This is a genomic window from Erwinia sorbitola (genome assembly GCF_009738185.1).
Taxonomy (GTDB): domain Bacteria; phylum Pseudomonadota; class Gammaproteobacteria; order Enterobacterales; family Enterobacteriaceae; genus Erwinia; species Erwinia sorbitola.
On the sequence record NZ_CP046509.1, the window covers coordinates 863,425 to 887,741 of the forward strand.

The 24,317-nt window shown below is 56.3% G+C and carries 15 protein-coding genes; 14 read left to right on the forward strand and 1 reads right to left on the reverse strand.

All coding sequences use genetic code 11. The features are described from left to right. The first annotated feature begins 3 nt into the window (after positions 1 to 3). From GN242_RS03910 to GN242_RS03925, 4 genes are read left to right on the forward strand one after another with little or no spacing between them, the layout of a single operon-like run. Positions 4 to 1,431 (forward strand): glycoside hydrolase family 1 protein, encoded by a 1,428-nt coding sequence (locus GN242_RS03910; protein ID WP_156288181.1) that lies wholly within the window; start codon positions 4 to 6, stop codon positions 1,429 to 1,431. 10 nt (positions 1,432 to 1,441) lie between these two features. Continuing rightward, positions 1,442 to 1,759 (forward strand): PTS sugar transporter subunit IIB, encoded by a 318-nt coding sequence (locus tag GN242_RS03915; RefSeq protein ID WP_154753558.1) that lies wholly within the window; start codon positions 1,442 to 1,444, stop codon positions 1,757 to 1,759. A gap of 40 nt (positions 1,760 to 1,799) precedes the next feature. After that, the gene (locus GN242_RS03920; protein ID WP_156286946.1) at positions 1,800 to 2,573 is read left to right on the forward strand and encodes an FCD domain-containing protein; all 774 of its coding nucleotides are present in this window, start codon (positions 1,800 to 1,802) and stop codon (positions 2,571 to 2,573) included. Positions 2,574 to 2,578: 5 nt separating this feature from the next. Next, positions 2,579 to 3,031 (forward strand): GNAT family N-acetyltransferase, encoded by a 453-nt coding sequence (locus GN242_RS03925; protein ID WP_154753697.1) that lies wholly within the window; start codon positions 2,579 to 2,581, stop codon positions 3,029 to 3,031. Positions 3,032 to 3,143: 112 nt separating this feature from the next. Here GN242_RS03925 and galR read toward each other — a convergent pair whose 3' ends face one another. Further along, positions 3,144 to 4,157, reverse strand: coding sequence for an HTH-type transcriptional regulator GalR (gene galR / locus GN242_RS03930; protein ID WP_154753559.1), 1,014 nt, complete (start codon positions 4,155 to 4,157; stop codon positions 3,144 to 3,146). A 192-nt stretch (positions 4,158 to 4,349) separates the two neighbouring features. Here galR and GN242_RS03935 point away from each other — a divergent pair, with 192 nt between their 5' ends. The 10 genes from GN242_RS03935 (at position 4,350) to GN242_RS03980 (ending at position 24,258) form a co-directional block, all read left to right on the forward strand. Further along, a complete protein-coding gene (locus tag GN242_RS03935) occupies positions 4,350 to 6,623 on the forward strand; it encodes a molybdopterin guanine dinucleotide-containing S/N-oxide reductase (protein WP_154753560.1) in 2,274 nt (757 codons plus the stop codon). Positions 6,624 to 7,093: 470 nt separating this feature from the next. Continuing rightward, positions 7,094 to 8,809 (forward strand): penicillin-binding transpeptidase domain-containing protein, encoded by a 1,716-nt coding sequence (locus tag GN242_RS03940; protein WP_154753561.1) that lies wholly within the window; start codon positions 7,094 to 7,096, stop codon positions 8,807 to 8,809. Positions 8,810 to 9,055: 246 nt separating this feature from the next. After that, the gene (locus GN242_RS03945) at positions 9,056 to 9,244 is read left to right on the forward strand and encodes a toxin-antitoxin system HicB family antitoxin (RefSeq protein WP_154753562.1); all 189 of its coding nucleotides are present in this window, start codon (positions 9,056 to 9,058) and stop codon (positions 9,242 to 9,244) included. A 203-nt stretch (positions 9,245 to 9,447) separates the two neighbouring features. Continuing rightward, the gene (locus GN242_RS03950; RefSeq protein WP_156286947.1) at positions 9,448 to 10,578 is read left to right on the forward strand and encodes an efflux RND transporter periplasmic adaptor subunit; all 1,131 of its coding nucleotides are present in this window, start codon (positions 9,448 to 9,450) and stop codon (positions 10,576 to 10,578) included. A 13-nt stretch (positions 10,579 to 10,591) separates the two neighbouring features. Continuing rightward, complete coding sequence (locus GN242_RS03955) at positions 10,592 to 13,720, forward strand: efflux RND transporter permease subunit (protein WP_156286948.1); 3,129 nt, start codon at positions 10,592 to 10,594, stop codon at positions 13,718 to 13,720. Then, positions 13,710 to 15,116 (forward strand): efflux transporter outer membrane subunit, encoded by a 1,407-nt coding sequence (locus GN242_RS03960; RefSeq protein WP_305038640.1) that lies wholly within the window; start codon positions 13,710 to 13,712, stop codon positions 15,114 to 15,116. Before GN242_RS03955 ends, GN242_RS03960 begins: the two co-directional genes overlap by 11 nt. Before the next feature lie 209 nt (positions 15,117 to 15,325). Further along, positions 15,326 to 16,561, forward strand: a complete 1,236-nt coding sequence (locus tag GN242_RS03965; RefSeq protein WP_154753565.1) for an MdtA/MuxA family multidrug efflux RND transporter periplasmic adaptor subunit — start codon at positions 15,326 to 15,328, stop codon at positions 16,559 to 16,561. Further along, positions 16,558 to 19,755 (forward strand): efflux RND transporter permease subunit, encoded by a 3,198-nt coding sequence (locus GN242_RS03970; RefSeq protein ID WP_156286949.1) that lies wholly within the window; start codon positions 16,558 to 16,560, stop codon positions 19,753 to 19,755. The genes GN242_RS03965 and GN242_RS03970 overlap by 4 nt, the downstream gene beginning before the upstream one ends. Then, a complete protein-coding gene (locus tag GN242_RS03975) occupies positions 19,752 to 22,850 on the forward strand; it encodes a multidrug efflux RND transporter permease subunit (protein WP_154753567.1) in 3,099 nt (1,032 codons plus the stop codon). Before GN242_RS03970 ends, GN242_RS03975 begins: the two co-directional genes overlap by 4 nt. A 4-nt stretch (positions 22,851 to 22,854) precedes the next feature. Beyond that, the gene (locus GN242_RS03980) at positions 22,855 to 24,258 is read left to right on the forward strand and encodes an efflux transporter outer membrane subunit (protein ID WP_154753568.1); all 1,404 of its coding nucleotides are present in this window, start codon (positions 22,855 to 22,857) and stop codon (positions 24,256 to 24,258) included. The last annotated feature ends 59 nt before the right edge of the window (positions 24,259 to 24,317 follow it).

Below are 24,317 nucleotides of genomic sequence, written 5' to 3' on the forward strand. Positions count from 1 at the left end.
ATGATGAGCACAATTAACGTCACTATCCCGGCTGATTTTATTCTCGGGGCTGCCGCATCTGCGTGGCAAACCGAAGGCTGGAGTGGCAAAAAAGCCGGGCAGGATTCCTATCTTGACGCCTGGTATCAGCATGACCGCCACGTATGGCATAACGGCTACGGGCCGGCGATCGCTACTGATTTTATCAACCGCTATAAAGAAGATGTGGCGCTGATGAAAGCGGCGGGATTAACGCACTACCGCACCTCAATTAACTGGTCGCGCTTTCTCACCGATTATGAAAATGCCGTGGTAGATGAAGAGTACGCTGCCTATTACGACAGCCTGATTGATGAACTGCTGGCTAACGGCATTCAGCCGATGCTGTGCCTGGAACATTATGAACTGCCCGCCGCGCTGCTGGAGCAGTATGGTGGCTGGGGATCGAAGCATGTGGTGGAGCTGTTTGTGCGCTATGCGCAGCAGGTGTTTGCGCGCTACGCCCATAAAGTGACGCGCTGGTTTACCTTTAACGAACCGATTGTGGTGCAGACACGAGTCTATCTGGATGCACTGCGCTGGCCCTATGAGCAGAACACCGACAAATGGATGCAGTGGAACCACCATAAAAACCTTGCTACCGCGAAAGTGGTCGCGCTATTCCGGGAGCAAGGCTATCAGGGCAGCGTTGGCACCATCCTCAACCCGGAAGTGACCTATCCGCGCTCCAGCGCGGCGCACGATGTAAAAGCAGCTGAAATCTACGATCTGTTCTATAACCGCGTGTTCCTTGACCCTGCAATCAAAGGCGAATATCCGCCTGAGTTGATAGCATTGCTGGCAAAGCATCAGGTCAGCTGGCAGTACGACGCAACGGAACTGGCAATCATTAAAGCCAACCCCGTTGATGAGGTCGGGATTAACCTCTACTACCCGCACCGCGTCAAAGCGCCATCTCGTGCCTGGCACCCGGAAACGCCATTCCATCCGGCCTTTTATTATGAACATTTCGAACTGCCAGGACGGCGTATGAACACCTCGCGCGGTTGGGAAATTCAGCCCGCTATCGTCTGGGATATGGCGCAGCGCATGAAGAATGAGTACGACAATTTCCCGTGGTTTATTGCCGAAAATGGCATGGGGATTGAGAACGAAGCACGCTTTAAAAACGCCGGGGGTGAGATTCAGGATGATTACCGCATCGACTTTATTACCGAACACCTCTACCAGGCGCTGCGGGCAAACGCCGCAGGCATGAACTGCCAGGGCTATATGCTCTGGGCCTTTACCGACAACGTATCGCCAATGAATGCCTTTAAAAACCGTTACGGACTCATAGAAATTGACCTTGAAAACCAGCGTCAGCGCCGGATGAAAAAGTCCGCTCACTGGTATCAACAGGTCAGCGAACAGCGCCAGCTGACCGTGACGCTGGATGATGAAGCTAAATAAGGAGTGACTGATGCAACGTATCGTACTGGCCTGCGCCGCAGGCATGTCCACCTCGATGGTGGTGACGCGGATGGAAAAAGAAGCCGCCACTCGCGGACTGGCCTGGAAAATCTATGCTATTCCTGAACAGAACCTGCGTGATGAGCTGGAAAACTACCCCGGTGAAGTGGCGGTAGTTCTGCTGGGGCCGCAGGTGCGTTTCAAGCTTGAGGAGAACCGTAAACTGACCGACAGCTACAATATTCCGATTGCGGTTATTGATTCGGTGGCATATGGCACCCTCAACGGCGCAAAAGTACTCGATCAGGCGCTGGCTTTGGTAAACTAGCCGCAATCAATAGTGATAATGGTTTAAAAGGTGAGGCTCTGTGGACAAAGGTGCGCCTGCGCAGGAAAAAAAGCAGTATCAGGAAATCGGGCACGATCTGCGGCAGCAAATCATCGATGGTCACTATCCGGTTGGCTCTCGTCTGCCGCCTGAACGTCATATTGCCGAGAGCTGGGGCGTCAGCCGCACCATTGTTCGTGAGGCTCTGCTGATGCTGGAGCTGGAAGGAACGGTCGATATTCGCCAGAGCTCTGGCGTCTATGTGATGCGTATTCCTTCCGAAAGCAGCGATGAAGAGGAGGCGTTTTTCCGCAGTGACGTTGGTCCGTTTGAGATGTTGCAGGCCAGGCAGCTGCTGGAAAGTAATATCGCCGCGTTTGCCGCAAAAATGGCGACGAAAGCGGATATTGAAAATCTTAAACGCACCCTGGAGCAGGAGCAGCGCGCCATTGCCCTTGATGATAAAAGCCAGGACAACGACAAGCTGTTTCACCTGCTGCTGGCGGGTGCCACGCAAAACCAGATGCTGCTTGATACCGTCAATAGCATCTGGCGTCATCATGAGAGCAGCCCGCTGTGGCAGCAGCTGCGCAGCCATATTGAAACCCGTAGCTACCGGCTGAAATGGCTGGGCGATCACCAGACCATTCTTGCTGCCCTGCGTCGGCGTGATGTGATGGGCTCATGGCAGGCGATGTGGCAGCATCTGGAAAACGTGAAACACAGCCTGCTGGAGCTGTCCGACGCCGATGCGCCGGATTTCGACGGTTACCTTTTTGAATCAGTGCCGATTTTCCAGGGAAAACTGGTGTGAGTCATCTGCGTATTGTGCCGTTGAGTGCCGCCCCGCAGCACCGTGAAACGATTGTCGACTGGCAGTGGCGGGCGTTTGGCGGTGCCGATAGCCGTGATTTTTTTGCCAGCGTGGTCGACAGCAGCCTGCGCGGTGCCGATCTGCCGTTAACCTTTGTGGCGCTGGACGGCGACCGGGCGGTGGGTACGGTTGGATTGTGGCGCTGCGATCTGATCAGCCGTCAGGATCTGTTCCCCTGGCTGGCCGCGCTCTTTGTGGATGAACGTTATCGGGGGCAGGGATTAAGCGAACAGCTACAGCAGACGGTGATCGACTGCTGCCGTCAACGCGGTGACCGTCAGCTCTATCTCTATTCCGCCTGTGCGGATTATTACGAGCGTTTTGGCTGGACGTATATGGGCGATGCGCTGGATTATCCGGCGACCGCAGTACGCCTGTATTATAAGTCGCTGGAATAACTGGCCCCACAGCGGCGAGGGCGGGCCAGGTATGCCTGATCCCTGCGGAGAAATAACGGGATAACCGTAGGGGCGAAGCATGCCTCGCCCTCGGTTCTTCCTGCACGGACGGCTAATCAATATGGGATGACGGTGCTCCCACCGAATGCCTGCGCACCAGCGTCGGACTAAATAAATTGGTAATCTCCGGCAGCGGCTGCCCGTGAGCCAGCGCCAGCGCCAGCTCTGCCGCCTGCTGTGCCATTGTTACAATAGGATAACGTACCGTGGTCAGGCGCGGCCTCACATAGCGCGAAACCAGCACATCATCAAAACCTATCAGCGACATCTCCTCCGGCACCCGCACGCCGTTATCACTCAACACCGCCAGCGCACCGGCGGCCATCGAATCGTTATAACAGGCCACAGCGGTAAACGTTTTTCCCTGGCCGAGCAGCTCGGTCATCGCCTGTTCACCGCCCACTTCATCCGGTTCAGCGAAAGCCACCAGGCGGTCATTACAGGGCAGATTATGCTCTTTCAGCGCATCGTAATAGCCTTGCAGACGGTCGGCAGCATCGGAAATGGAGTGATTAGAGCAGATATAAGCAATATTGGTATGCCCCTGCTGAATCAGATAGCGGGTCGCCAGCCAGGAGCCGTATCGGTCATCCAGCGCAATACAGCGGGTTTCAAAACCCGTCAAAACGCGGTTCAGCAGCACCATTCCCGGCAGCTGTTTCATCAGCGGAATCAGATCTTCATCGGGAACCTGTTTGGCGTGAACCACCAGCGCAGCGCAGCGGTGGCGCATTAGCTGCTCAATCGCCTGGCGCTCTTTTTGCTCATTATGGTAACCGTTACCAATCAGCAAAAAATTGCCGGTTTGCCAGGCTACAGAGTCCACCGCCTTGACCATCGCGCCAAAGAACGGGTCGGATACATCACCCACTACCAGCCCGATGGTTTCGGTAGACTGCTGGGCCAGCGCACGTGCATTGGCGTTGGGATGGTACTGCAACGACTCCATCGCGCTGGTTACAGCAACACGCGAACTTTCACTGGCTTTAGGGGAGTGGTTAATCACACGGGATACGGTCGCTACCGAAACGCCCGCAAGTCTGGCAACATCCTTTATGGTAGCCATGAGTTAAAGCCTTCCTGGGTAAGCGTTTACATTGCTATTAGTGTTGCGGAAAGCGCCAGCGACTGCAAGCCTGCGGAGCCACGCAGAATGTCGCAGCCATCGCAAAGCTAATCGATAAAACAGGCTGTGCCGCTGCCAGATGAAAATGATATTCTGAATTTCATAACAAACACCTGCTGAGTGCATCCTGAAATGACAATAAAAAAAGTGCCACATCTCGCCCACTGGGGTGCGTTTAGTGCCGTGGTTGAAAACGGAAAGCTGCTGCGCTGTGAGCCTTTTTTCGCCGATCAGGATCCCTCGCCGATGCTCAACACCATCCCCGAGCTGGTTTACTCCGATAAACGTATTCGTAAACCGATGGTGCGCCGCTCATGGCTGAAATCTCGCGAGAACAGCGACCGTACTCTGCGCGGACGTGAAGATTTTGTTGAAGTCGACTGGGATACTGCGCTTGATCTGATTGCCGAAGAGAACCGCCGCGTACGTGACCGCTATGGTGCCAGCGGCATTTTCAACGGCTCTTATGGCTGGTCTTCTGCCGGACGCGTCAACCATGCGCGTACCCTGGTCAGGCGTTTCTATAATCTTGGCGGCGGCGGCATCGATCAGCAGGGTAACTACAGCTGGGGAGCCGCACAATTCTTCCTGCCGTATGTGATTGGTACTTATATGCCGCTCACCGGTCGCGTCACCGACTGGCCGGGCGTGGTGAAACACTGTGAGATTTTTATCGCCTTTGGCGGGCTGGCGCTGAAAAACAGCCAGGTGGCCTCGGGTGGAGCAGGGGAGCACAGCCTGAAGCCCGCGCTGTTAAAGCTGGCAGCAAAAGGCACTCCGGTGGTGAATATCAGCCCAATGCGCGATGACTGTCCGGAGTTTGTTAACGCCGAGTGGATACCCATCCGCCCGAATACCGATGTCGCGCTGATGCTGGCGCTTGGGTATGAAATCGAGCAGCTGGGGGCGGTGGATAACGCTTTTCTGCAATCCCATTGCGTAGGGTATCCGCAGCTGCGTGCTTATCTGCTGGGGGAGAGCGACGGCCAGGCGAAAACGCCGCAGTGGGCCAGTGAGATTACCGGCATCCCTGCGGCGCGTATTGCCCTGCTGGCAAAACAGCTCTGCGGGAAACGCAGCTTTATTACCTGCTCCTATTCCGTACAGCGCGCCCATCGCGGGGAACAGCCGTACTGGATGATGATTGCACTCTCCTCAATGCTCGGTCAGCCCGGCCTGCCGGGAGCCGGATTCTCATTCGGTCACGGTTCGATGAACAGCGTGGGTAATCCGCGTACGGAAGGGCCGTCGCCGCTGATGTCCACCGGAGTCAATCCGATCGCCGATCTGGCCATTCCGGTGGCGCGCATCAGCGATATGCTGCTCAATCCCGGCACGCAATATACGTTCCAGGGGCAGACCCACACTTATCCCGATATTCATCTGGTGCACTGGGCGGGTGGAAATCCGTTCCATCATCATCAGCAGCTTAACCGCCTGGTTGAGGGCTGGCAGCGCCCGGATACAGTGATCGTGCAGGATATTGTCTGGACGCCAGCGGCGCAAATGGCCGATATCGTACTGCCGGTGACCACCTCGCTGGAGCGCAATGATATTGGCGGATCCTCGAAGGATCGCTTTGTACTGGCGATGCATCAGGCGATTCAGCCGCAGCATCAGGCGCGCAACGATTTCGATATTTTTGCCGATATCGCCGAACGCCTGGGTTACCGCGATACCTTTACCGAAAACCGCAATGAGCGTCAGTGGATAGAGCATCTCTATCAGCAGTGTGCGGTAGCGCATAACCGTAAAGGTATTCATTTTCCGGAGTTTGATTCCTTCTGGCAAAAAGGTCATGTGGAGATCCCATTGACGGAAGAGGAGTGGGTATTTATGGAGGATTTCCGCCGTGACCCGCTGACTCATCCGATCAAAACTGCCAGCGGCAAAATTGAGTTGTTCTCCGAGACGATTGCAGGCTATCAGCTGGCGGACTTTGGCCCGCATCCTGAGTGGCAGCCGCCGCAGGAGTGGCTTGGCGCGCCGATCAGTCAGCGTTTCCCGCTGCATATGATCTCCATTCAGCCCCATGATCGCCTGCACAGCCAGATGGATGCCACGCCATCGGTACAGGCCAATAAAACCGCAGGACGTGAAACCCTGTGGATGCATCCGCAGGATGCGGCAGTGCGAGGGATTGGGGATGGCGACCTGATTGAGGTGAGTAACGATCGCGGTGTGATGCAGGCGGGAGTGCGCATCAGCGATGGTGTCAGCCCGCAGGTGGTGCTGATTGCCACCGGCGCATGGTTTAATCCGGGCTTCGGGAAGGCCTGGCAGCCTTACGATCGTGCCGGCAATCCAAACGTGCTGACGCTGGATATTGGTACCTCGTCACTGACGCAGGGGCCTAATGCCATGAGCTGCCTGGTGGAGATCAGAAAGGCGCACGCCGGAGCCTGACGATAATCCGCTGCGTGGGCGGCAGGCAAGAGGTCGTTATCGGCCTGCCAATCGCCAAAATGCAAATGCATGCTGAAAATCCCGTCAGCAGTGGCGGTATGCCTGAGGCATTGCAAAAAACCCTACAAATCACATAGCTGGTTACAGTTTGCGGTGAACTGTTGCGATTCCTGAGTAGCGGCTTAACGTGCAGGATTGCTACAGTTCAAGTCCCAGAGGTATTGATGGGTGAACATCAAAAAGTCTTTAACGCTTTGTTTCACCAACCTGCGCAGATGCGCAGGTTTTTTTTGCCTGAAATTCAGGTTTTCATCAATAATATTTTGATTTATAACGGTTTTCATTGCGAGCTTCTGGCCCGTGGACTGCCGCGCGTCACTCACGATCTGAAACACTGTTTACCTGTTATATCCACCCCATTTTTTGTATAACTGCCAGCAAGTTATCTCCCAGCCTGCACCGGAACATACATGCCCCCGTTTAAACGAAAACTGGCGAAATCTCAGCCTGCGCCTACATTCAATCCTGTTCGTTTCCGGGTTGTTTGCCTGGGAGTGTTGGCTTGCCTGGTCTTCCTGCTGGCGAGCGTGGCTGATTTACAACTGATTAACCATCCGATGCTGGAAAAGCAGGCCGATGAACGCTCATTGCGCACCGTGACGCTGCCGACTAACCGGGGAACGCTGCTGGATCGCAACGGCGAAGCGCTGGCGTTAAGCGTGCCATCGCGCGATGTGATAGCCGATCCGCAGCGGGTGCTGGAAGCGCACCCGGACTTCACCAGCGCAAAATGGCAGTATCTGGCTAATGCGCTGGAGCAGCGACCGGAACAGCTTGCCGCGCAAATCAACGCTAATCCGAACCGTCGCTTTCTCTATCTTGGCCGTAAAATCGAGCTGGGCATTGCAAAGGATATCGTCAAGCTGCATCTGGCAGGCATCAGCACCGTGTATAACGACAGCCGTTTCTATCCGATGAGTGAGGCGACAGCGCCGCTGCTCGGTATTGTCGGGGCGGACAATAACGGGCTGACCGGGCTTGAGAAGGGCTTTGATAAGCTGTTACAGGGTGCACCGGGGGTGGAAAAATACCGTCAGGATGCTAACGGCAATATCGTCGCGATGATCGACTATGAGCCGCCGCAGCAGCCGCCGACGGTGCAGCTGAGTATCGATAAGTTCGATCAGTACACGCTCTACAGTAAGCTGCGTGATGGGGTGATCCTGAATAAAGCGGACTCGGGCGCGGCGGTGCTGGTTAAAATCGACACCGGGGAGATCCTCGGCATGGCCTCTTATCCGTCGTTCAATCCCAATAACTTTGTTGATGTCTCCCCTGCGCAGATGCGCAATACCGCCATCAATGACAGCTATGAACCCGGTTCAACGGTTAAACCGCTGGTGGTGATGGAGGGGCTGGCGCGTAAACTGGTACGCCCGGATTCGGTGCTTGACACCACACCCTACCGCGTTAACGGGCACCTTATTCGTGACGTCGGGCACTGGCCGCGTCTGACCATGACCGGCATCCTGCAAAAATCCAGTGACATCGGCGTGTCGCACATCGCGCTGGCGATGCCTGCTGAGGTACTGGTAAACACCTACCATGCATTTGGCCTTGGTAAACCTACCGGACTGGGGCTGACCGGCGAAAGCGTGGGTTATTTCCCGCTGCACCGCGAACGCTGGGCCGATATTGAACGCGCTACCTTTTCATTTGGCTATGGTTTACGCGTTACGCCGCTACAGATAGCCCGTGAATACGCCACCCTTGGCTCCTTTGGCGTCTATCGTCCACTGGCGATTACTAAGGTCAGTCCGCCAGTTGCTGGCCGGCGCGTTGCTGATGAAAACACCGTGCGTGCGGTGGTGCATATGATGGAGAGCGATGCTCTGCCAGGCGGCAGCGGACTGCGTGCTGCGGTGCCGGGTTACCGTCTGGCAATCAAAACCGGTACCGCAGAGAAAATGGGCGACAGCGGCAAGTACGATGGCGGCTATATCAACTACACCGCCGGTGTGGCGCCCGCCAGCAACCCGCAGGTGGCGCTGGTGATTATGATCAACCATCCTACCGCTGGCGATCACTTCGGTGGCTCGGTAGCCGCACCGGTATTTGGCAATATTATCGGCCCGGTGCTGAAACATATGAATATCGCACCGGATGCTATCTATCATCCCGGCTGACCCCAAATAGCATCATCAACCCACGCCCCGGCGTGGGTTTTTTTATGCCCGTCCCTCCGCAATATCATGGCAGTTTCTTTTACTGACAACTTTCCTGTGGCACTTACACGAATCGCCAAAATAAGCACTGGGTAAAGCGCTAATGTGAGCACACCACGGTGCAACAACGCATTCCATTGTGTCGTGTCAGCCCCCTGAGGTGTTGGTAGCGCTGCGGGGGGCGCTTTTACCTTCAGGAACCAACTCATGCCGAAACTTAAAGACAGGACGCCAAAGAGTGGCGGTCGTTCAGCCGCCTTTCAGTTACGCATTCATCCTCAACTTCACGATCAGTTGAGACAATTAACTGATAACGAAAACGTCACGCTCGCCTGCTGGCTGAAAGATCTTGCCCGGCGTGAGTTAAGAAGGAGAGGCATAGAACCACTGGGTTAACCAACCGGGGCATTCATCTCAGGAGGAAACAGCTGTCGGCATCCGTCGGCTCGAAACGGCACGAGAAGCTTAATCGTCGCATTTCGATAATAGTTTTAGCGGAAACTTAACACTGCCTGGTTTTTGCACCTTCTATAATGCCATTTTTTATGAGAGTAATCACTCTCGTTATTAATTTAAAGCTATCTAGTTGAGACTTGACTATGCGATTGAGGATTCTTCCTGCGAGTTTGATTTTTTTGCTGGTTGCCTGTGACCAGACTCACTCACCTTCCAAAGATGTTCCTGTTCATGTCGGTATCAGCACTCTTCACAGTGAAGCCGTCACGTTATTTACCCAGTTACCGGGCCGAACCACTGCCGTTCGTACAGCCGAAGTCCGCCCTCAGGTAAGCGGTATTATTCTTAAACGCCTGTTTACTGAAGGTAGCGAAGTGAAAGCCGGGCAATCGCTGTATCAGATTGATCCTGCCACCTATCAGGCCACCTACGACAAAGCCATGGCGACGCTTATCAACGCAGATAAAGTGGCTGCACGCTATAAACCGCTGGCCGCAGCCCATGCAATTAGCCAACAGGTTTACGATGATGCTGTGGCCACCGCGCGGGAAGCCAGGGCCGACGTGGAAACTGCCCGGGTCAATCTTAACTACACCAAGGTTCGTGCCCCTATCTCAGGTCATATTGGTCGTTCGCTAACCACCGAAGGGGCACTGGTGACTAACGGACAGAGCAGCTATATGAGCCTGATCCAGCAGCTTGATCCGATTTATGTTGATGTTAACGCCTCCTCACGCGATCTGCTGGCGCAGCGTCGTGCGCTGGCTGACGGGCGGTTAAAAAAAGCCGGAGATAATGCAGCAGCGGTAAAACTCACTCTGGAAGATGGCTCGGCGTATCCGCTAGAGGGGCGGATGGAGTTCTCAGAAGTCACCGTAGATGAAAGCACCGGCAGCGTGACTTTACGTGCCTCCTTCCCCAATCCGCAGCGCAACCTGCTGCCGGGTATGTTTGTTCACGCCAGTTTTGCGCAGGGGATTGCCGAACAGGGAATTCTGGTGCCGCAGCAATCAGTGATGCATGACATCAAAGGTCGGCCATATGTCTATGTGGTGAATACGGAAAATCGTATCAGGGAGCAGCTGATTACCACTGGTCAGATGATCGGCCAAAAATGGCTGGTGCATACCGGGCTGAAAGAGGGCGACCGGGTGGTGGTGGATGGACTGCAAAACGTGCAGCCCGGAACACGGGTAACTGCCAGCGTCAGCTCAGGAAAATCTCAGTACAGCTCAAAGGTCAATCTGGCCATCACCGACGCATCGGCGCAGTAGCAAGGAACTCCAGATGTCTAAATTTTTTATTGAACGCCCCATTTTTGCCTGGGTGATAGCGATTGTGGTGATGCTGGTCGGCGCTTTAGCGATTATCAATTTGCCTATTAATCAGTACCCCGATATTGCACCACCGGCGGTTTCTGTGTCAGTGACTTACCCTGGCGCCAGCGCGGAAACTACGCAAAATACCGTGGTGCAGGTCATTGAACAGCAGCTTAACGGGCTGGATAACATGCGCTATATCGAGTCGCAAAGTAACAGCGACGGTAGCGCCACGATCATTGTGACATTCAATCAGGGAACTAATCCTGATATTGCCCAGGTCCAGGTACAGAACCAGGTGTCTCTGGCCGAGTCACAGCTGCCCAATGAAGTGGTGAATCAGGGGATAAGAATCCGTAAGTATCAGTCCAACTTTATGCTGGTTGTCGGGCTGACTTCAACGAACCCCAACCTGAGTAATGGTGACCTTGCCGACCTGTTGGTATCGAAATTACAGGATCCCATTTCGCGCAGTAACGGCGTGGGTGACTTTATGGTGATGGGTTCCGAGTATGGCATGCGTATCTGGCTCGATCCGGCAAAGCTGTATAAATACCAGCTGGTTCCCAGCGATGTTACTACGGCTATCAGCCAACAGAACGTTCAGGTAGCCAGCGGTAAGCTTGCCGGGCTGCCAACGACTCCGGGAGTCAGATTCAGCGCCACCGTAGTCGGGAAAACCCGTTTGCATTCGGTTGAACAGTTCAAAAATATCCTGCTGAAAGTTAATGCCGATGGCTCCCAGGTGCGTCTTAAGGATGTGGGGGGGGTTGATCTCGGCCCGCAGGATTACAGCATCAACGATACCTACAACGGTAAGCCATCAGTGGGCATTGCGCTGCGTCTTGCTACCGGCGGTAACGTGCTGGATACCATCAATGGCGTACGCCGTACCGTTGACGAGATTAAACCGTTCCTGCCGGAAGGGGTGTCGGTCACTTACCCCTACAATACTGCGCCGGTGGTCAGCGCCTCGATAAAAGAGGTGGTGAAAACGCTGATTGAAGCGATTGTGCTGGTGTTCTTTGTGATGCTGATTTTTCTGCAAAACCTGCGCGCCACGCTGATCACTACCATGGTGGTGCCGGTGGTGCTGCTGGGTACTTTCGGTATCCTCGCCGCCTGTGGTTACACCATCAATATACTGACAATGTTCGGGATGGTGCTGGCCATCGGGCTGCTGGTGGATGATGCCATCGTGGTGGTGGAAAACGTCGAGCGTGTGATGCATGACGAGGGACTCGATCCCAGGGCCGCCACGATAAAATCCATGCAGCAGATTCAGGGAGCGTTACTGGGTATTGCCCTGGTGCTGTCGGCGGTGCTGCTGCCGATGGCTTTCTTTAGTGGATCCACCGGGGTTATTTACCGTCAGTTCTCGATCACCATCGTCTCTGCAATGGCGCTGTCGGTGTTAATGGCGATGATTTTCACCCCGGCCCTGTGCAGCACTATGCTCAAATCCAGCTCTGCCGAGCATAAAAATAGCGGTATGGCTGGCTGGTTTAACCGTAAATTCGATGCCGGAACCCTGCATTACACCCGCAGTGTCAACGCTGTCATTTCCAAGCGAAAGTCGTTCCTGATGATATACGTGGCGATCGTCGTTGCCGCTGGTTATCTGTTTACCCGGGTGCCGACCTCCTTCCTGCCGGATGAGGATCAGGGGGTAATGATGATCCAGGTGATGCTTCCGCCGAATGCCTCCAGCGAACGCACACAGGAGGTGATGAATGAGATAGGTAGCTGGCTGTTGAAGAATGAATCTGAAGTGTCATCGGTCTTCTCACCGAATGGATTCAGCTGGGCCGGGCGAGGGGAGAATACCGGCATGTCCTTTGTGCTGTTAAAACCCTGGGATCAGCGTAATAGCGAACAGAGCGTCGCTAAACTGGCGCAGCGCACCATGGCGCACTTTTCCAAAATGAAAGATGCCAAAGTTTTTGCCCTGGTTCCGCCAGCGGTAATGGAACTGGGGAATGCCACCGGTTTCGACTTCTTCCTTCAGGACGCGAGTAACCAAGGGCATACCGCCCTGATGGCCGCGCGTAATCAGTTCCTCGCCATGGCCGCTAAAGATAAACGTCTGTTCGCCACCCGGGCAAACGGGATGGAGGATGAGCCGCAGTATCATCTGATCATTGATGATGAACGTGCACGCGCGCTGGGTCTTAGCCTGGAAGATATTAACGACACGCTCTCCACCGCCTGGGGGTCAAGCTATGTTAACCAGTTTATTTATAATGGCCGCGTCAAGAAGGTCTACGTGCAGGGTATTGCCGGTTCACGCATCACGCCGGAAGACCTTAACAAGTGGTACTTCCGTAACAGCAGCGGCGATATGGTGCAGTATTCCGCCTTTGGCAGCGGCAAGTGGGAATATGGCTCACCGCGTTATGAACGCTTCAACGGAACCTCTGCGGTAGAAATTATGGGCTCACCGGCGGCGGGTTACAGCACCGGTGATGCGGTAACAGCGGTTAACGAAATTGCGGCAAAACTACCTCCAGGATTCCGCGTTGGCTGGCACGGCATCTCCTATGAAGAGCAGATGTCTGGCTCGCAAACCCCCGCGTTGTACAGCATTTCAATTCTGATGGTATTTCTCTGCCTTGCGGCACTGTATGAGAGCTGGTCAATCCCGTTCTCCGTGCTGATGGTGGTTCCTCTCGGCGTTCTGGGCACCATTCTGGCCGTCCTGATGCGCGGGCTGGAAAATGACGTCTTCTTCCAGGTGGGGCTGCTGACCACCATCGGGCTGGCAGCAAAAAATGCCATCCTGATTGTCGAGTTTGCTAAAGACCTGCATGAGAACGAAGGAAAAGGGCTGGTGGAGGCGGCGATGGAGGCTGCAAGACTGCGTATCAGGCCGATTATTATGACTTCGATGGCCTTCGTGCTTGGGGTGCTGCCGCTAACCATCTCCCACGGTGCGGGTGCCGGGAGCCAGCACTCCATTGGTACTGCCGTCGTCGGGGGAATGCTCACCGCAACATTCCTGGCCATCTTCTTCGTTCCGATGTTTTACGTGGTGGTTGCCCAGCGTTTTGCCGGTAAGAAAAAAGTGAAAAATGAGGTTCAAGAACATGATGCGTAAGGCTTTTTCTCTGGGAATCTTGCCTCTGACAATGATCCTTGCGGGCTGTACTATGGCTCCGGACTATCACCGTCCGGCATTGCCGGTTGCTGCGCATTTTGATAGCCAGGGGCAGGCATTAAGCGGTAACGGCGCGAATATCCGCTGGCAGAATTTCTTTACCGATCCGGTTATGCATAAACTGATTGCTACTGCGCTTTCCAACAACCGTGACCTGCGTGTGGCAGCACTGAATGTGGAAGTGGCGCGTTCTCAGGTACAGATTGATCGTGCGGCACTGATGCCATGGGTTGATTTCAATGGCAGTGATGACGCTACCCATCTGCCGGGTAACCTTTACAGCACGAAGCAAAGCGGTTCGGTAACCTATCACCAGTTGAACACCAGCCTTGGCGTTACCGCCTGGGAGCTGGATTTCTTCGGTCGGCTGCAAAGCCTGCGCAATGAAGCACTGGAAGAGTGGCTGGCCAGTGCGGCCACACAGCGGGCGACACAAATCAGCCTGATTGCCGAAGTGGCTTCAGGCTATCTCTCGCTCTGTTCTGATAATGAGCTGCTGAAGCTGGCGCAGGATACTGCGCAAAGTCAGCAGGACTCTTACGATCTGACTAAACGCAGCTTTGAAGGCGGCGTTGCCAGTGAACAGGATCTGGTGCAGGCGGAAACCTCGGTACGCACGGCGCAGGCGGATATTGCTACCTACAGCCGCCAGGTTCATCAGGATATTAACGCACTGACGCTGCTGGTAGGAACGGCTCTGCCTGCCGATCTGCTGGCGGGGGCGAGTTTGCGAAAAGAGTGGAACTTCCCGGCTACACCAGCGGGATTACCGTCTGAACTGTTAACTAACCGCCCGGATATCATTGCCGCAGAGCATACGCTGAAAGCGGCTAATGCCAATATCGGGGCCGCCCGTGCTGCATTCTTCCCCACTATTTCTCTGACGGCGTCGGGAGGCTCCACCTCCAGCACCTTCAGCCATCTGCTCTCCGGCGGTACGGCAGCCTGGTCGTTTGGGCCGAGTATCGATCTGCCGATTTTTGACGGCGGGGTAAACATCGCTAATCTGGATATCGCCAAACTGCAAAAACGTATTGAAATTGCTGACTATGAGAAAGCGATTCAGACAGCGTTTAAAGAAGTAGGCGATGCCCTGGCCGGGCAGGAAACCTATCAGGATGAGATGAAAGCGCGCCAGTTAGATGAAGTGGCAAACCAGCGTAACTTCAGTTTTGCCAGCGTACGGTACCGTGAAGGTTTGGATAATTATCTCAATGTTCTGGTGGCGCAGCGTTCGCTGTATGCGTCGCAACAATCACTGATTACCACGCGCCTCGGGCAGCTGAATCAGAAAATAACCCTCTATAAAACGCTGGGAGGCGGCTGGAAGTCCTGATGAAAACAGATTAAATTTCGCAGAAATTACGAAATTCTTACGCGGTAAGCATAGAATTTCAGCAGCTAAATAGATGATAATGGGAATTACTATCAACAAAAGTTGATGGTGGAGCTGGTCAGGTACGCCTGGCCGGCATGCATTCTTGTGACGTCGGCACTGCCCGGCGTCTTTTTTGTCTATTGCTGCATCTTAATGAACAGAGCCTCATGACTGTAATCTCTCCGAAAAAGCCGCACTCCCGGCGCAAAATCATCCTCTGTATTATTTTGCTACTGCTTATTATTGTCCTGGTCTGGCGTTTCTGGCCGCACGGTCAGAGCGCTGCGGGTGGCCCTGGCGGTATGCGCGGGCCGGGGGGGCCGGGCGGGCCAGGACAGATGATGGCGGGTATCAGCACGCCCGTACATACCGGCACGGTGGTGCTGGCCGATGTGCCGGTTTACCTGACGGCGCTGGGCACCGTGATCCCCAATGCGACCGTCACCGTCACCAGCCGGGTTGATGGTCAGCTGATGCATGTCTATTTCAAAGAGGGGCAGAAAGTGGCGGCCGGGCAGCTGCTGGCACAGATTGACCCCCGCAGCTATCAGGCAACGCTGGCGCAGTATCAGGGCGATCTCAACCAGAACCAGGCGCTGCTGAAAAGTGCACAGCTGACGCTGGCACGCTATCAGAAACTGTATGCGCAGGACTCGCTGGCGCGGCAGGATCTCGATACCCAGACGGCCACCGTCGGGCAGTACAGCGGGGCGGTCAAAGCCGATCAGGCACAGATCGATGCGGCAAAACTCAATATCGAATATGCCCGTATTACCGCGCCGATTAGCGGGCGCGTTGGGCTGCGCCTGGTGGATGCTGGCAATATGGTGCAGAGCAGCTCCACTACCGGGCTGGTCACCATTACCCAGACGCAGCCCGCAGCGGTCACCTTTAGCGTGCCGCAGAGTAATATTCCCACGCTGCTGAAAGCGCTACACCACGACCAGAGCCTGCCTGCCACCGCGTTCGATCAGCAGGGCAGCAGTGAACTGGCGCAGGGCGAGGTGCAATATATCAGCAACCAGATTGATACCAGCACCGGTTCCGTTACGCTGAAAGCGCTGTTTGCTAACCTCGACGAGGCGCTCTATCCCAATCAGTTTGTTAATCTGCGTCTGCAAACCGGCACCCTGAAACAGGCGACGGTCATTCCGGGGCAGGCGCTACAGTTGAGCAGCGACGGCAGCTTTGTTTATGTGGTCAATAAAGACAGTACGGTAAGCCGTAAAGCGGTGAAAACCGGCCCGGTGTTTGGCAACGACCAGCAGGCGATTCTTGAGGGCGTCAGCGCAGGGGAGCAGGTGGTCACTGAAGGCATCGATCGTCTGACTGATGGCAGCAAAGTTTCGGTGGTCAGCGCGGAAGAGACCGCAGCGGCTATCGGGGGCAAGAAAGCGCAATGAACCCGTCGCGCATCTTCATCGAACGTCCGGTCGCCACTATCTTGCTGATGGTGGGCGTGCTGATCTCCGGTATTTTTGCCTACCGGATGCTCTCCACCTCGGCGCTGCCGCAGGTAGATTATCCTACTATTCAGGTCACCACCCTCTATCCTGGCGCCAGCCCGGATGTAATGGCGTCCTCTGTGACAGCACCGCTGGAGCGGCAGCTCGGGCAGATGTCCGGCCTCAGTCAGATGGCCTCCAGCAGCGCCAGCGGTTCCTCGGTGATCACCCTGAAGTTTTCACTGGATCTGTCGCTGGACGTGGCCGAACAGGAAGTGCAGGCGGCGATCAATGCCGCCGACAGCCTGCTGCCCACCGATCTGCCAAATCCGCCCACCTATAAAAAGGTCAACCCGGCGGACAGCGCGGTGATCACCCTGGCGGCCAGCTCAGACACGCTGCCGCTGACCAAAGTGCAGGATCTGGTCAACACCCGAATAGCGTTAAAACTGTCGCAGATTTCCGGGGTCGGCATGGTAACGCTGGCGGGGGGGCATCAGCCTGCAATCCGCGTGCAGATGGATCCAAAAGCGCTGGCGGCCCACGGCCTGACGCTGGAGGATGTCAACACGCTGGTCAGCAACAGCAATGTGAATGGATCAAAAGGTGGCTTTGACGGCCAGTATCATTCGGTGACCATTGATGCCAACGATCAGCTGCGCACCGCCGCCGAGTACGGCAACCTGATCCTCACCTATAAAAATGGTGCCGCGCTGCGCCTGCGCGATCTGGCGCATATTGAAGAAGCAGCGGAAAACAGCTGGCAGTCAGCCTGGGCCAACAACAGCCCGGCGATTGTTATCAGCGTACAGCGCCAGCCGGGCGCAAATGTGATTTCGGTGGTGGACAGCATCAAAGCGCAGCTGCCAACGTTACAGGCGGCGCTGCCGGATGGAGTAAAAGTCACCATTCTTTCTGACCGTACCCAGACCATTCGCGCCTCGATCAGCGATGTGCAGTTTGAGCTGATGCTGTCGATAGCCCTGGTGGTCATGGTCACCTTCCTGTTCCTGCGCAACGTGGCGGCCACGCTGATCCCCAGCGTGGCGGTGCCGCTGTCGCTGGTGGGTACTTTCGGCGTGATGTATCTGGCCGGATTCAGCCTTAACAACCTGTCGCTGATGGCGCTGACCGTTGCCACGGGCTTCGTTATTGATGACGCTATTGTGGTGGTGGAGAATATCTCCCGCCGGCTGGAAAAGGGCGAAAGCCCGATGGAAGCAGCGCTGAAAGGCTCGGCACAGATCGGCTTCACTATCATTTCTCTGACCTTCTCGCTGATTGCGGTACTGATCCCGCTGCTGTTTATGGGCGATGTGGTCGGGCGGCTGTTCCGCGAATTTGCCATTACGCTGTCGGTGTCGATTCTGGTATCGATGCTGGTGTCGCTGACCCTGACGCCGATGCTTTGCGCTTATCTGCTGCATCATATTCCTGAAAATCGTCAGTCACGCTTTTACCGCAAGGGCGGGGAGTTCTTCGATCGGCTGGTGGCCGGTTACGACCGCCTGCTCACCCTCGTTCTTAACCACCAACGGCTGACGCTGCTGGTAGCATTAGCCACCCTGGTGCTTACCGCGCTGCTTTATCTGGTGGTGCCGAAAGGCTTCTTCCCGGCGCAGGATACCGGACTGATCCAGGGCGTTACCGTCGCTTCGCAGGACGTCTCATTTAAAGAGATGTCGCGGCGTCAGCAGCAGCTGGCGGCGATTATCCTCAAAAATCCGGCGGTGGAGAGTCTTTCATCAACGGTGGGTATCGACGGCAGCAATACCAGTCTTAACAGCGGCCGTATGCAAATTAACCTCAAGTCATTTGATGAGCGGGATCAGCGTGCCGAAAGCGTGATCGCAGAGCTGCAACAGGCAACGGCGGGCGTGCCGGGCATCGCGCTCTATCTGCAATCAGCGCAGGATCTGACGGTCAACGACCAGGTCACGCCGGATCGCTACCAGCTCACCCTTGATGACGCAGACAGCCAGAACCTGGTGGAGTGGTCGCCGAAACTGGTCAGCGCCTTGCAGCAGCGCCCGGAATTCAGTTCGGTGGTCAGCAACTTACAGGATCAGGGGCAGGTGGCTTACGTTGAGCTGAACCGCGATGCAGCAGCCCGCTACGGCATTACCGCCGCTGACGTAGATAACGCACTGTATAACGCCTTTGGACAGCGCCTGATTTCAACCATTTTTACCCAGTCAAACCAGTATCGCGTGGTGCTGGAAGTGGCACCGAAGTTCCAGCAGTCTCCGGCTTCATTTGATGATATCTACCTGCAACCCTCCACCAGCAGCAGTTCAACATCAACCACCTCAACCACTTCCGGCAGTACCAGCAGTACGACGGATAGCACCAGCACCAGCAGCAGCACCAGCACTACCAGTGGAATGGTGAAACTGACGTCGGTGGCGACGATTCATCTGCGTACCGGTTCACTGGTGCATATGCGCCTGAACCAGTTCCCGGCGGTGACCCTGTCGTTCAATCTTAACGACGGCTATTCGCTGGAGCAGGCACAGCAGGCTGTCAGTGATGTCAGTACCTCGCTGGCATTGCCGCAGTCGATTACCCTGCGCTATCAGGGAGAGGCGGCGGCGTTCCAGAGCGCCACCGGCAATACGCTGTGGCTGATCCTGGCCGCGTTGCTCACCATGTACGTGGTACTGGGCATTCTTTACGAAAGCTTTATCCACCCGGTGACTATTCTCTCAACGCTGCCGTCTGCGGCGGTAGGAGCACTGCTGACCCTGCTGCTGGCGGATACGGAGTTCAGCCTGATTGCCCTGATTGGGGTGATCCTGCTGATCGGCATTGTGAAAAAGAACGCCATTATGATGATCGACTTTGCGCTGGAGGCAGAGAACAAGCAGCACCTCAGCCCGCGAGAGGCGATCCATCAGGCCTGCCTGCTGCGCTTCCGTCCGATCCTGATGACCACGATGGCGGCGCTGCTTGGGGCACTGCCGCTGATGCTGGCCTCCGGTTCCGGCGCGGAGCTGCGTCAGCCGCTGGGGCTGGTGATTGTCGGCGGGCTGATCTTCAGCCAGGTACTGACGCTGTTCTCCACCCCGGTGATCTATCTGATGTTTGACGGGATGTCGCAGCGCATGAAGCGCCGTCTGCGCCGTTCCGCTGCCGCCCGGGGGCGTGAATGAGCATCACGCGTCTGTTTATTTTCCGCCCGGTTGCCACGCTGCTACTGACGCTGGCGCTGGTGCTGCTCGGCGCGCTGGGCTATCGCCTTTTGCCGGTGGCACCGCTACCGACGGTCGATTTTCCCACCATTATGGTGTCAGCGGATCTGCCCGGTGCCAGCCCGGAAACCATGGCCGCTACGGTGGCTACGCCGCTGGAGCGCGCGCTGGGACAGATTGCCGGGATCACCGAAATGACCTCGGAAAGCTCGCAGGGCTCGACCAATATCATCCTGCAATTTGCGCTGGATCGTGATATCAACGGCGCGGCCCGCGATGTGCAGGCGGCCATCAATGCGGCGCGCAGCCTGCTGCCCAGCAGTATGCCGTCGCTGCCGACCTATCAGAAAGCCAACCCGTCCGATGCTCCGGTGCTGATGATGGCGCTTTCATCCACTACCCGCACTAACGCGGAGCTGTACGATCTGGCCGACAGTAAAATCAAACAGAAGATTGCCCAGGTAACGGGAGTGGGGGATGTTTCCCTGCGCGGCAGTGCGCTGCCAGCGGTGCGTATTGATCTGCAACCGCAGCTGTTAAGCCAGTTTGGCGTCTCCCTCGACAGCGTGCGTGAAGCGGTTGCCAACAGCACCACCAATCTGCCGAAAGGGATGCTGCAAGGGAAAAGCCAGTCATGGATGGTGGACGGCAACGGCCAGCTCGACCAGGCCAGCCAGTACCGCAATCTGGTCATCAGCTACAGCAACGGGCGCGCCATTCATCTGAGCGATGTTGCTCATGTCTATGATGCAGTTGAAGATAACTACAGCGCTGGTTTCTATAACGGCTCGCCGTCGGTGACCATCGGCGTTACCCGCTCTGCGGGAGCCAATATGCTGGAAACTATTGACGGTATCAAAGCCCAGCTGCCGCTGATTGAAAAGGATCTGCCCGCCGATGTGAAGCTGACCATCGTGGTGGATCGTTCTCCCAACGTGCGCGCCTCGCTGTATGAAACCGAAGAGACGCTGCTGATCGCCATGCTGCTGGTGATCGCCGTGGTGTTTGTTTTCCTGCGCGATATACGGGCGCTGGTGATCCCGGCGCTGGCGCTGCCGGTGTCGCTGATTGGCACCTGCGCGGTGATGTATCTCTGTGGCTACAGCCTGGATAACCTGTCGCTGATGGCGCTGATTATCGCCACCGGTTTTGTGGTGGATGACGCCATCGTGGTGCTGGAAAATATCACCCGCTATATCGAAGAGGGGCTGAGTCCGGTACGCGCGTCGATTAAAGGCGCGCAGGAGGTGAGCTTCACCGTACTGTCGATGACGCTGTCGCTGGTGGCGGTATTTATCCCCATCCTGCTGATGGGCAGCATTGTCGGGCGTCTGTTCCGTGAATTTGCCGTTACGCTCACCGCCTCGCTGATTATCTCCATGCTGGTCTCCCTCAGTCTGACGCCGATGCTCTGCTCGCGCCTGCTGAAGCGCAAACCCGCAGTAACCCGGCGTCCGCATCCGCTCTATCAGTGGATTGAAAACGGTCTGAACCGCCTGCTGGCCGCCTATGCTGCCGCGCTGGGGTGGGTAATGCGTCATCAGCGGCTGACGATGTTCAGCCTGTTGCTGACGGTGATCCTGAATATTTTCCTCTACTCGGTAGTGCAGAAAGGTTTCTTCCCGAACCAGGACACCGGGCTGCTGATGGGCATGATGCGTGCTGACCAGAATATCTCGTTCCAGGCGATGGAGCCAAAGGTGAAAGCCTACGCGGCAATGATCGAACAGGATCCGGCGGTGGATGGCGTAATGTCGTCTATGGGCAGCGGGGCGTTTGGATCGCGCAACACGGCGATGTTTTTCGTCCATCTGAAAGATTTTGATCAGCGCGATGCCAACGCCAGTCAGGTAGCCAACCGCCTCAGCGGCAAAACCCAGAGCGTTCCCGGGGTGGAGCTGTTCCTGATGGCGGCACAGGATCTGCATATCGGCGGGCGCAGCGCTAACGCCTCTTATCAGTACAGCTTGCAGGCTGACGATCTCGATACGCTGCGTATCTGGACGCCGAAAGTGAAGGCCGCGCTGGAGCAGATCCCGCTGCTGACCAGCATTGACTCCGATTCGCAGACCGGCGGGCAGGAAGTGATGATCAATATCGATCGCGACCGCGCTACCCGGCTGGGAGTGGACGTGCAGATGCTGGATGACATGCTGAATAACGCCTTCAGCCAGCGTCAGGTCGCCACCCTGTATAAAACCCTTAATCAGTATCATGTGGTGATGTCTCTCAGTCCGGAGTGGACGCGTGACCCGGATACGCTCAATAAGCTGTTTGTGGTGAATGACAGCGGCGATCGCATTCCGCTATCGGCCTTTGCCACTATCAGCGGCAGCAACGCGCCGCTCTCGGTGAACCACCAGGGGCAGTCGGCCACCAGCACTATCGCTTTCAACCTCCAGGATGGCGTTTCTCTTGAGCAGGCGCAGGCTGCGGTGAAAACCGCGATGGCTAAAATTGGTCTGCCGGACACGATTCAGGCCGGATTTGCGGGTACCGCGCAGGCCTTTTCTGAGCTGAGTGCGTCAATGCCTTGGCTGATTCTGGCGGCGCTGGCGGCGGTCTATATCGTGCTGGGGATGCTGTATGAGAGCTATATTCATCCGCTGACGATCCTCTCCACGCTGCCCTCTGCCGGGGTGGGGGCGCTGCTGCTGATGCTGCTGACCGGCACTGAGCTGACGGTTATTGCGCTGATCGGCATTCTGCTGCTGATAGGCATTGTGAAAAAGAACGCCATTATGATGATCGACTTCGCGCTGGCCGCCGAACGTAAGCAGGGAATGACGCCGCAGCAGGCGATTACCCAGGCCTGCCTGATGCGCTTCCGTCCAATAATGATGACCACCCTGGCGGCGTTCTTCGGCGCGCTGCCGCTGGCGCTGGGCAGCGGCGGTGATGCCGATCTGCGCAGCCCGCTGGGGCTGGCAATCGCCGGTGGCCTGGCCCTGAGCCAGTTACTTACATTGTTCACCACTCCGGTGGTGTACCTCTATCTTGACCGCGTCAGCCGTGCCACCCGCAATCAGTGGCAGCGTCTGCGTCATGCTGAATAATCCCATGATAAAAATAAATCCACTCTCATCCCTCGCACTGGTTCTGCTGATTAGCGGCTGCGCCGTTGGCCCGGACTATCAGCGCCCGGCGGCACCGACTTCATTGCAGTATAAAGAGGCTAAAGGCTGGCAGCAGGCGAGGCCGCAGGATCAGATCGCTAAAGGTAACTGGTGGGAGGTCTATCACGACAGCACGCTGGATGGGCTGCTGCGCCAGGTCAGCATCTCTAACCAGAACGTGGCGCAGTATGAAGCGCAGTACCGTCAGGCCCTGGCGCTGGCCTCTGAGTCGCGTAGCGATCTGTTCCCGACGGTCACCGGCACCGGCAGCTCGACGCGCAGTGGTGCGGATGCCAGCACCAGCACCAGCGGACAGTCGGTCAGCAACAGCCACTCATTGCAGGCATCCGCTTCCTGGGAGCTGGATATCTGGGGCAAGCTGCGGCGTACGCTGGAGGAGAATCGGGCCAGCGCTGACGCCAGCGCCGCCGAACTGGCAAATATCACCCTCAGCGCTCAGTCAACGCTGGCACAGGACTATTTCCAGCTGCGCATTCTTGACCAGCGCATCGCGTTGTATCAGAAAAGTGTGGATATTTATCAGCGCTATCTGACGGTGATCCAGAATAAATACCAGGCGGGCAGCGAATCGCGCGGAACCCTGGCGCAGGCGGAAACCCAGTTAGAGAGCACCCGTGCCTCGGCGCTCGATCTCAGCTGGCAGCGCGCCCAGCTGGAACATGCCATTGCGGTGCTGATGGGCAAAACTCCGGCGGAGTTCAGCCTGGCGGCTGCGCCGCTTGAGGCCACGCTGCCGCCGATCCCGCAGGCGTTACCGGCGGATCTGCTTCAGCGCCGTCCGGATATCGCCCAGGCAGAACGTACCATGGCAGCTGCCAACGCGGCAGTGGGCGTTGCCATTGCCGGTTACTATCCGGATCTCACTCTCAGCGCCAGCGCGGGTTACACCGGTTCCAGCTTCCGTAATCTGCTGACGCTACCAAACCGCGTCTGGTCGCTGGGGCCGAGCCTGAGTGGCACGCTGCTTGACTTTGGTGCCACCTCGGCGAAGGTGGAGCAGGCACGTGCCGCTTACGATGCCGATGTTGCCAGCTATCGCCAGACGGTACTTTCCGGCTTTGAAGAGGTTGAAAACTACCTGGTGGCGCTGCATACCTTCGGCGCTGAAATGCAGGCACAGCAGCGCGCTGCTGCCTCGGCCCAGGAGTCCGCACGGGTAACTTACAATCAGTATCAGGCGGGAATGATCGACTATCTCGACGTGGCCACCACCGAGAATACCAGCCTGACTCAGCAGCAGAGCCTGCTGACGCTGCAAAGCACCCAGTGGGTCACCAGCGTGCAGCTGATCGCCGCCCTGGGCGGCGGCTGGGAGGGCAGTAAATAAGTTTGTTGCCTGATGACTTCCCCGAATAAGCAGGAAAAAGCCAATAGATATTGAGTTGT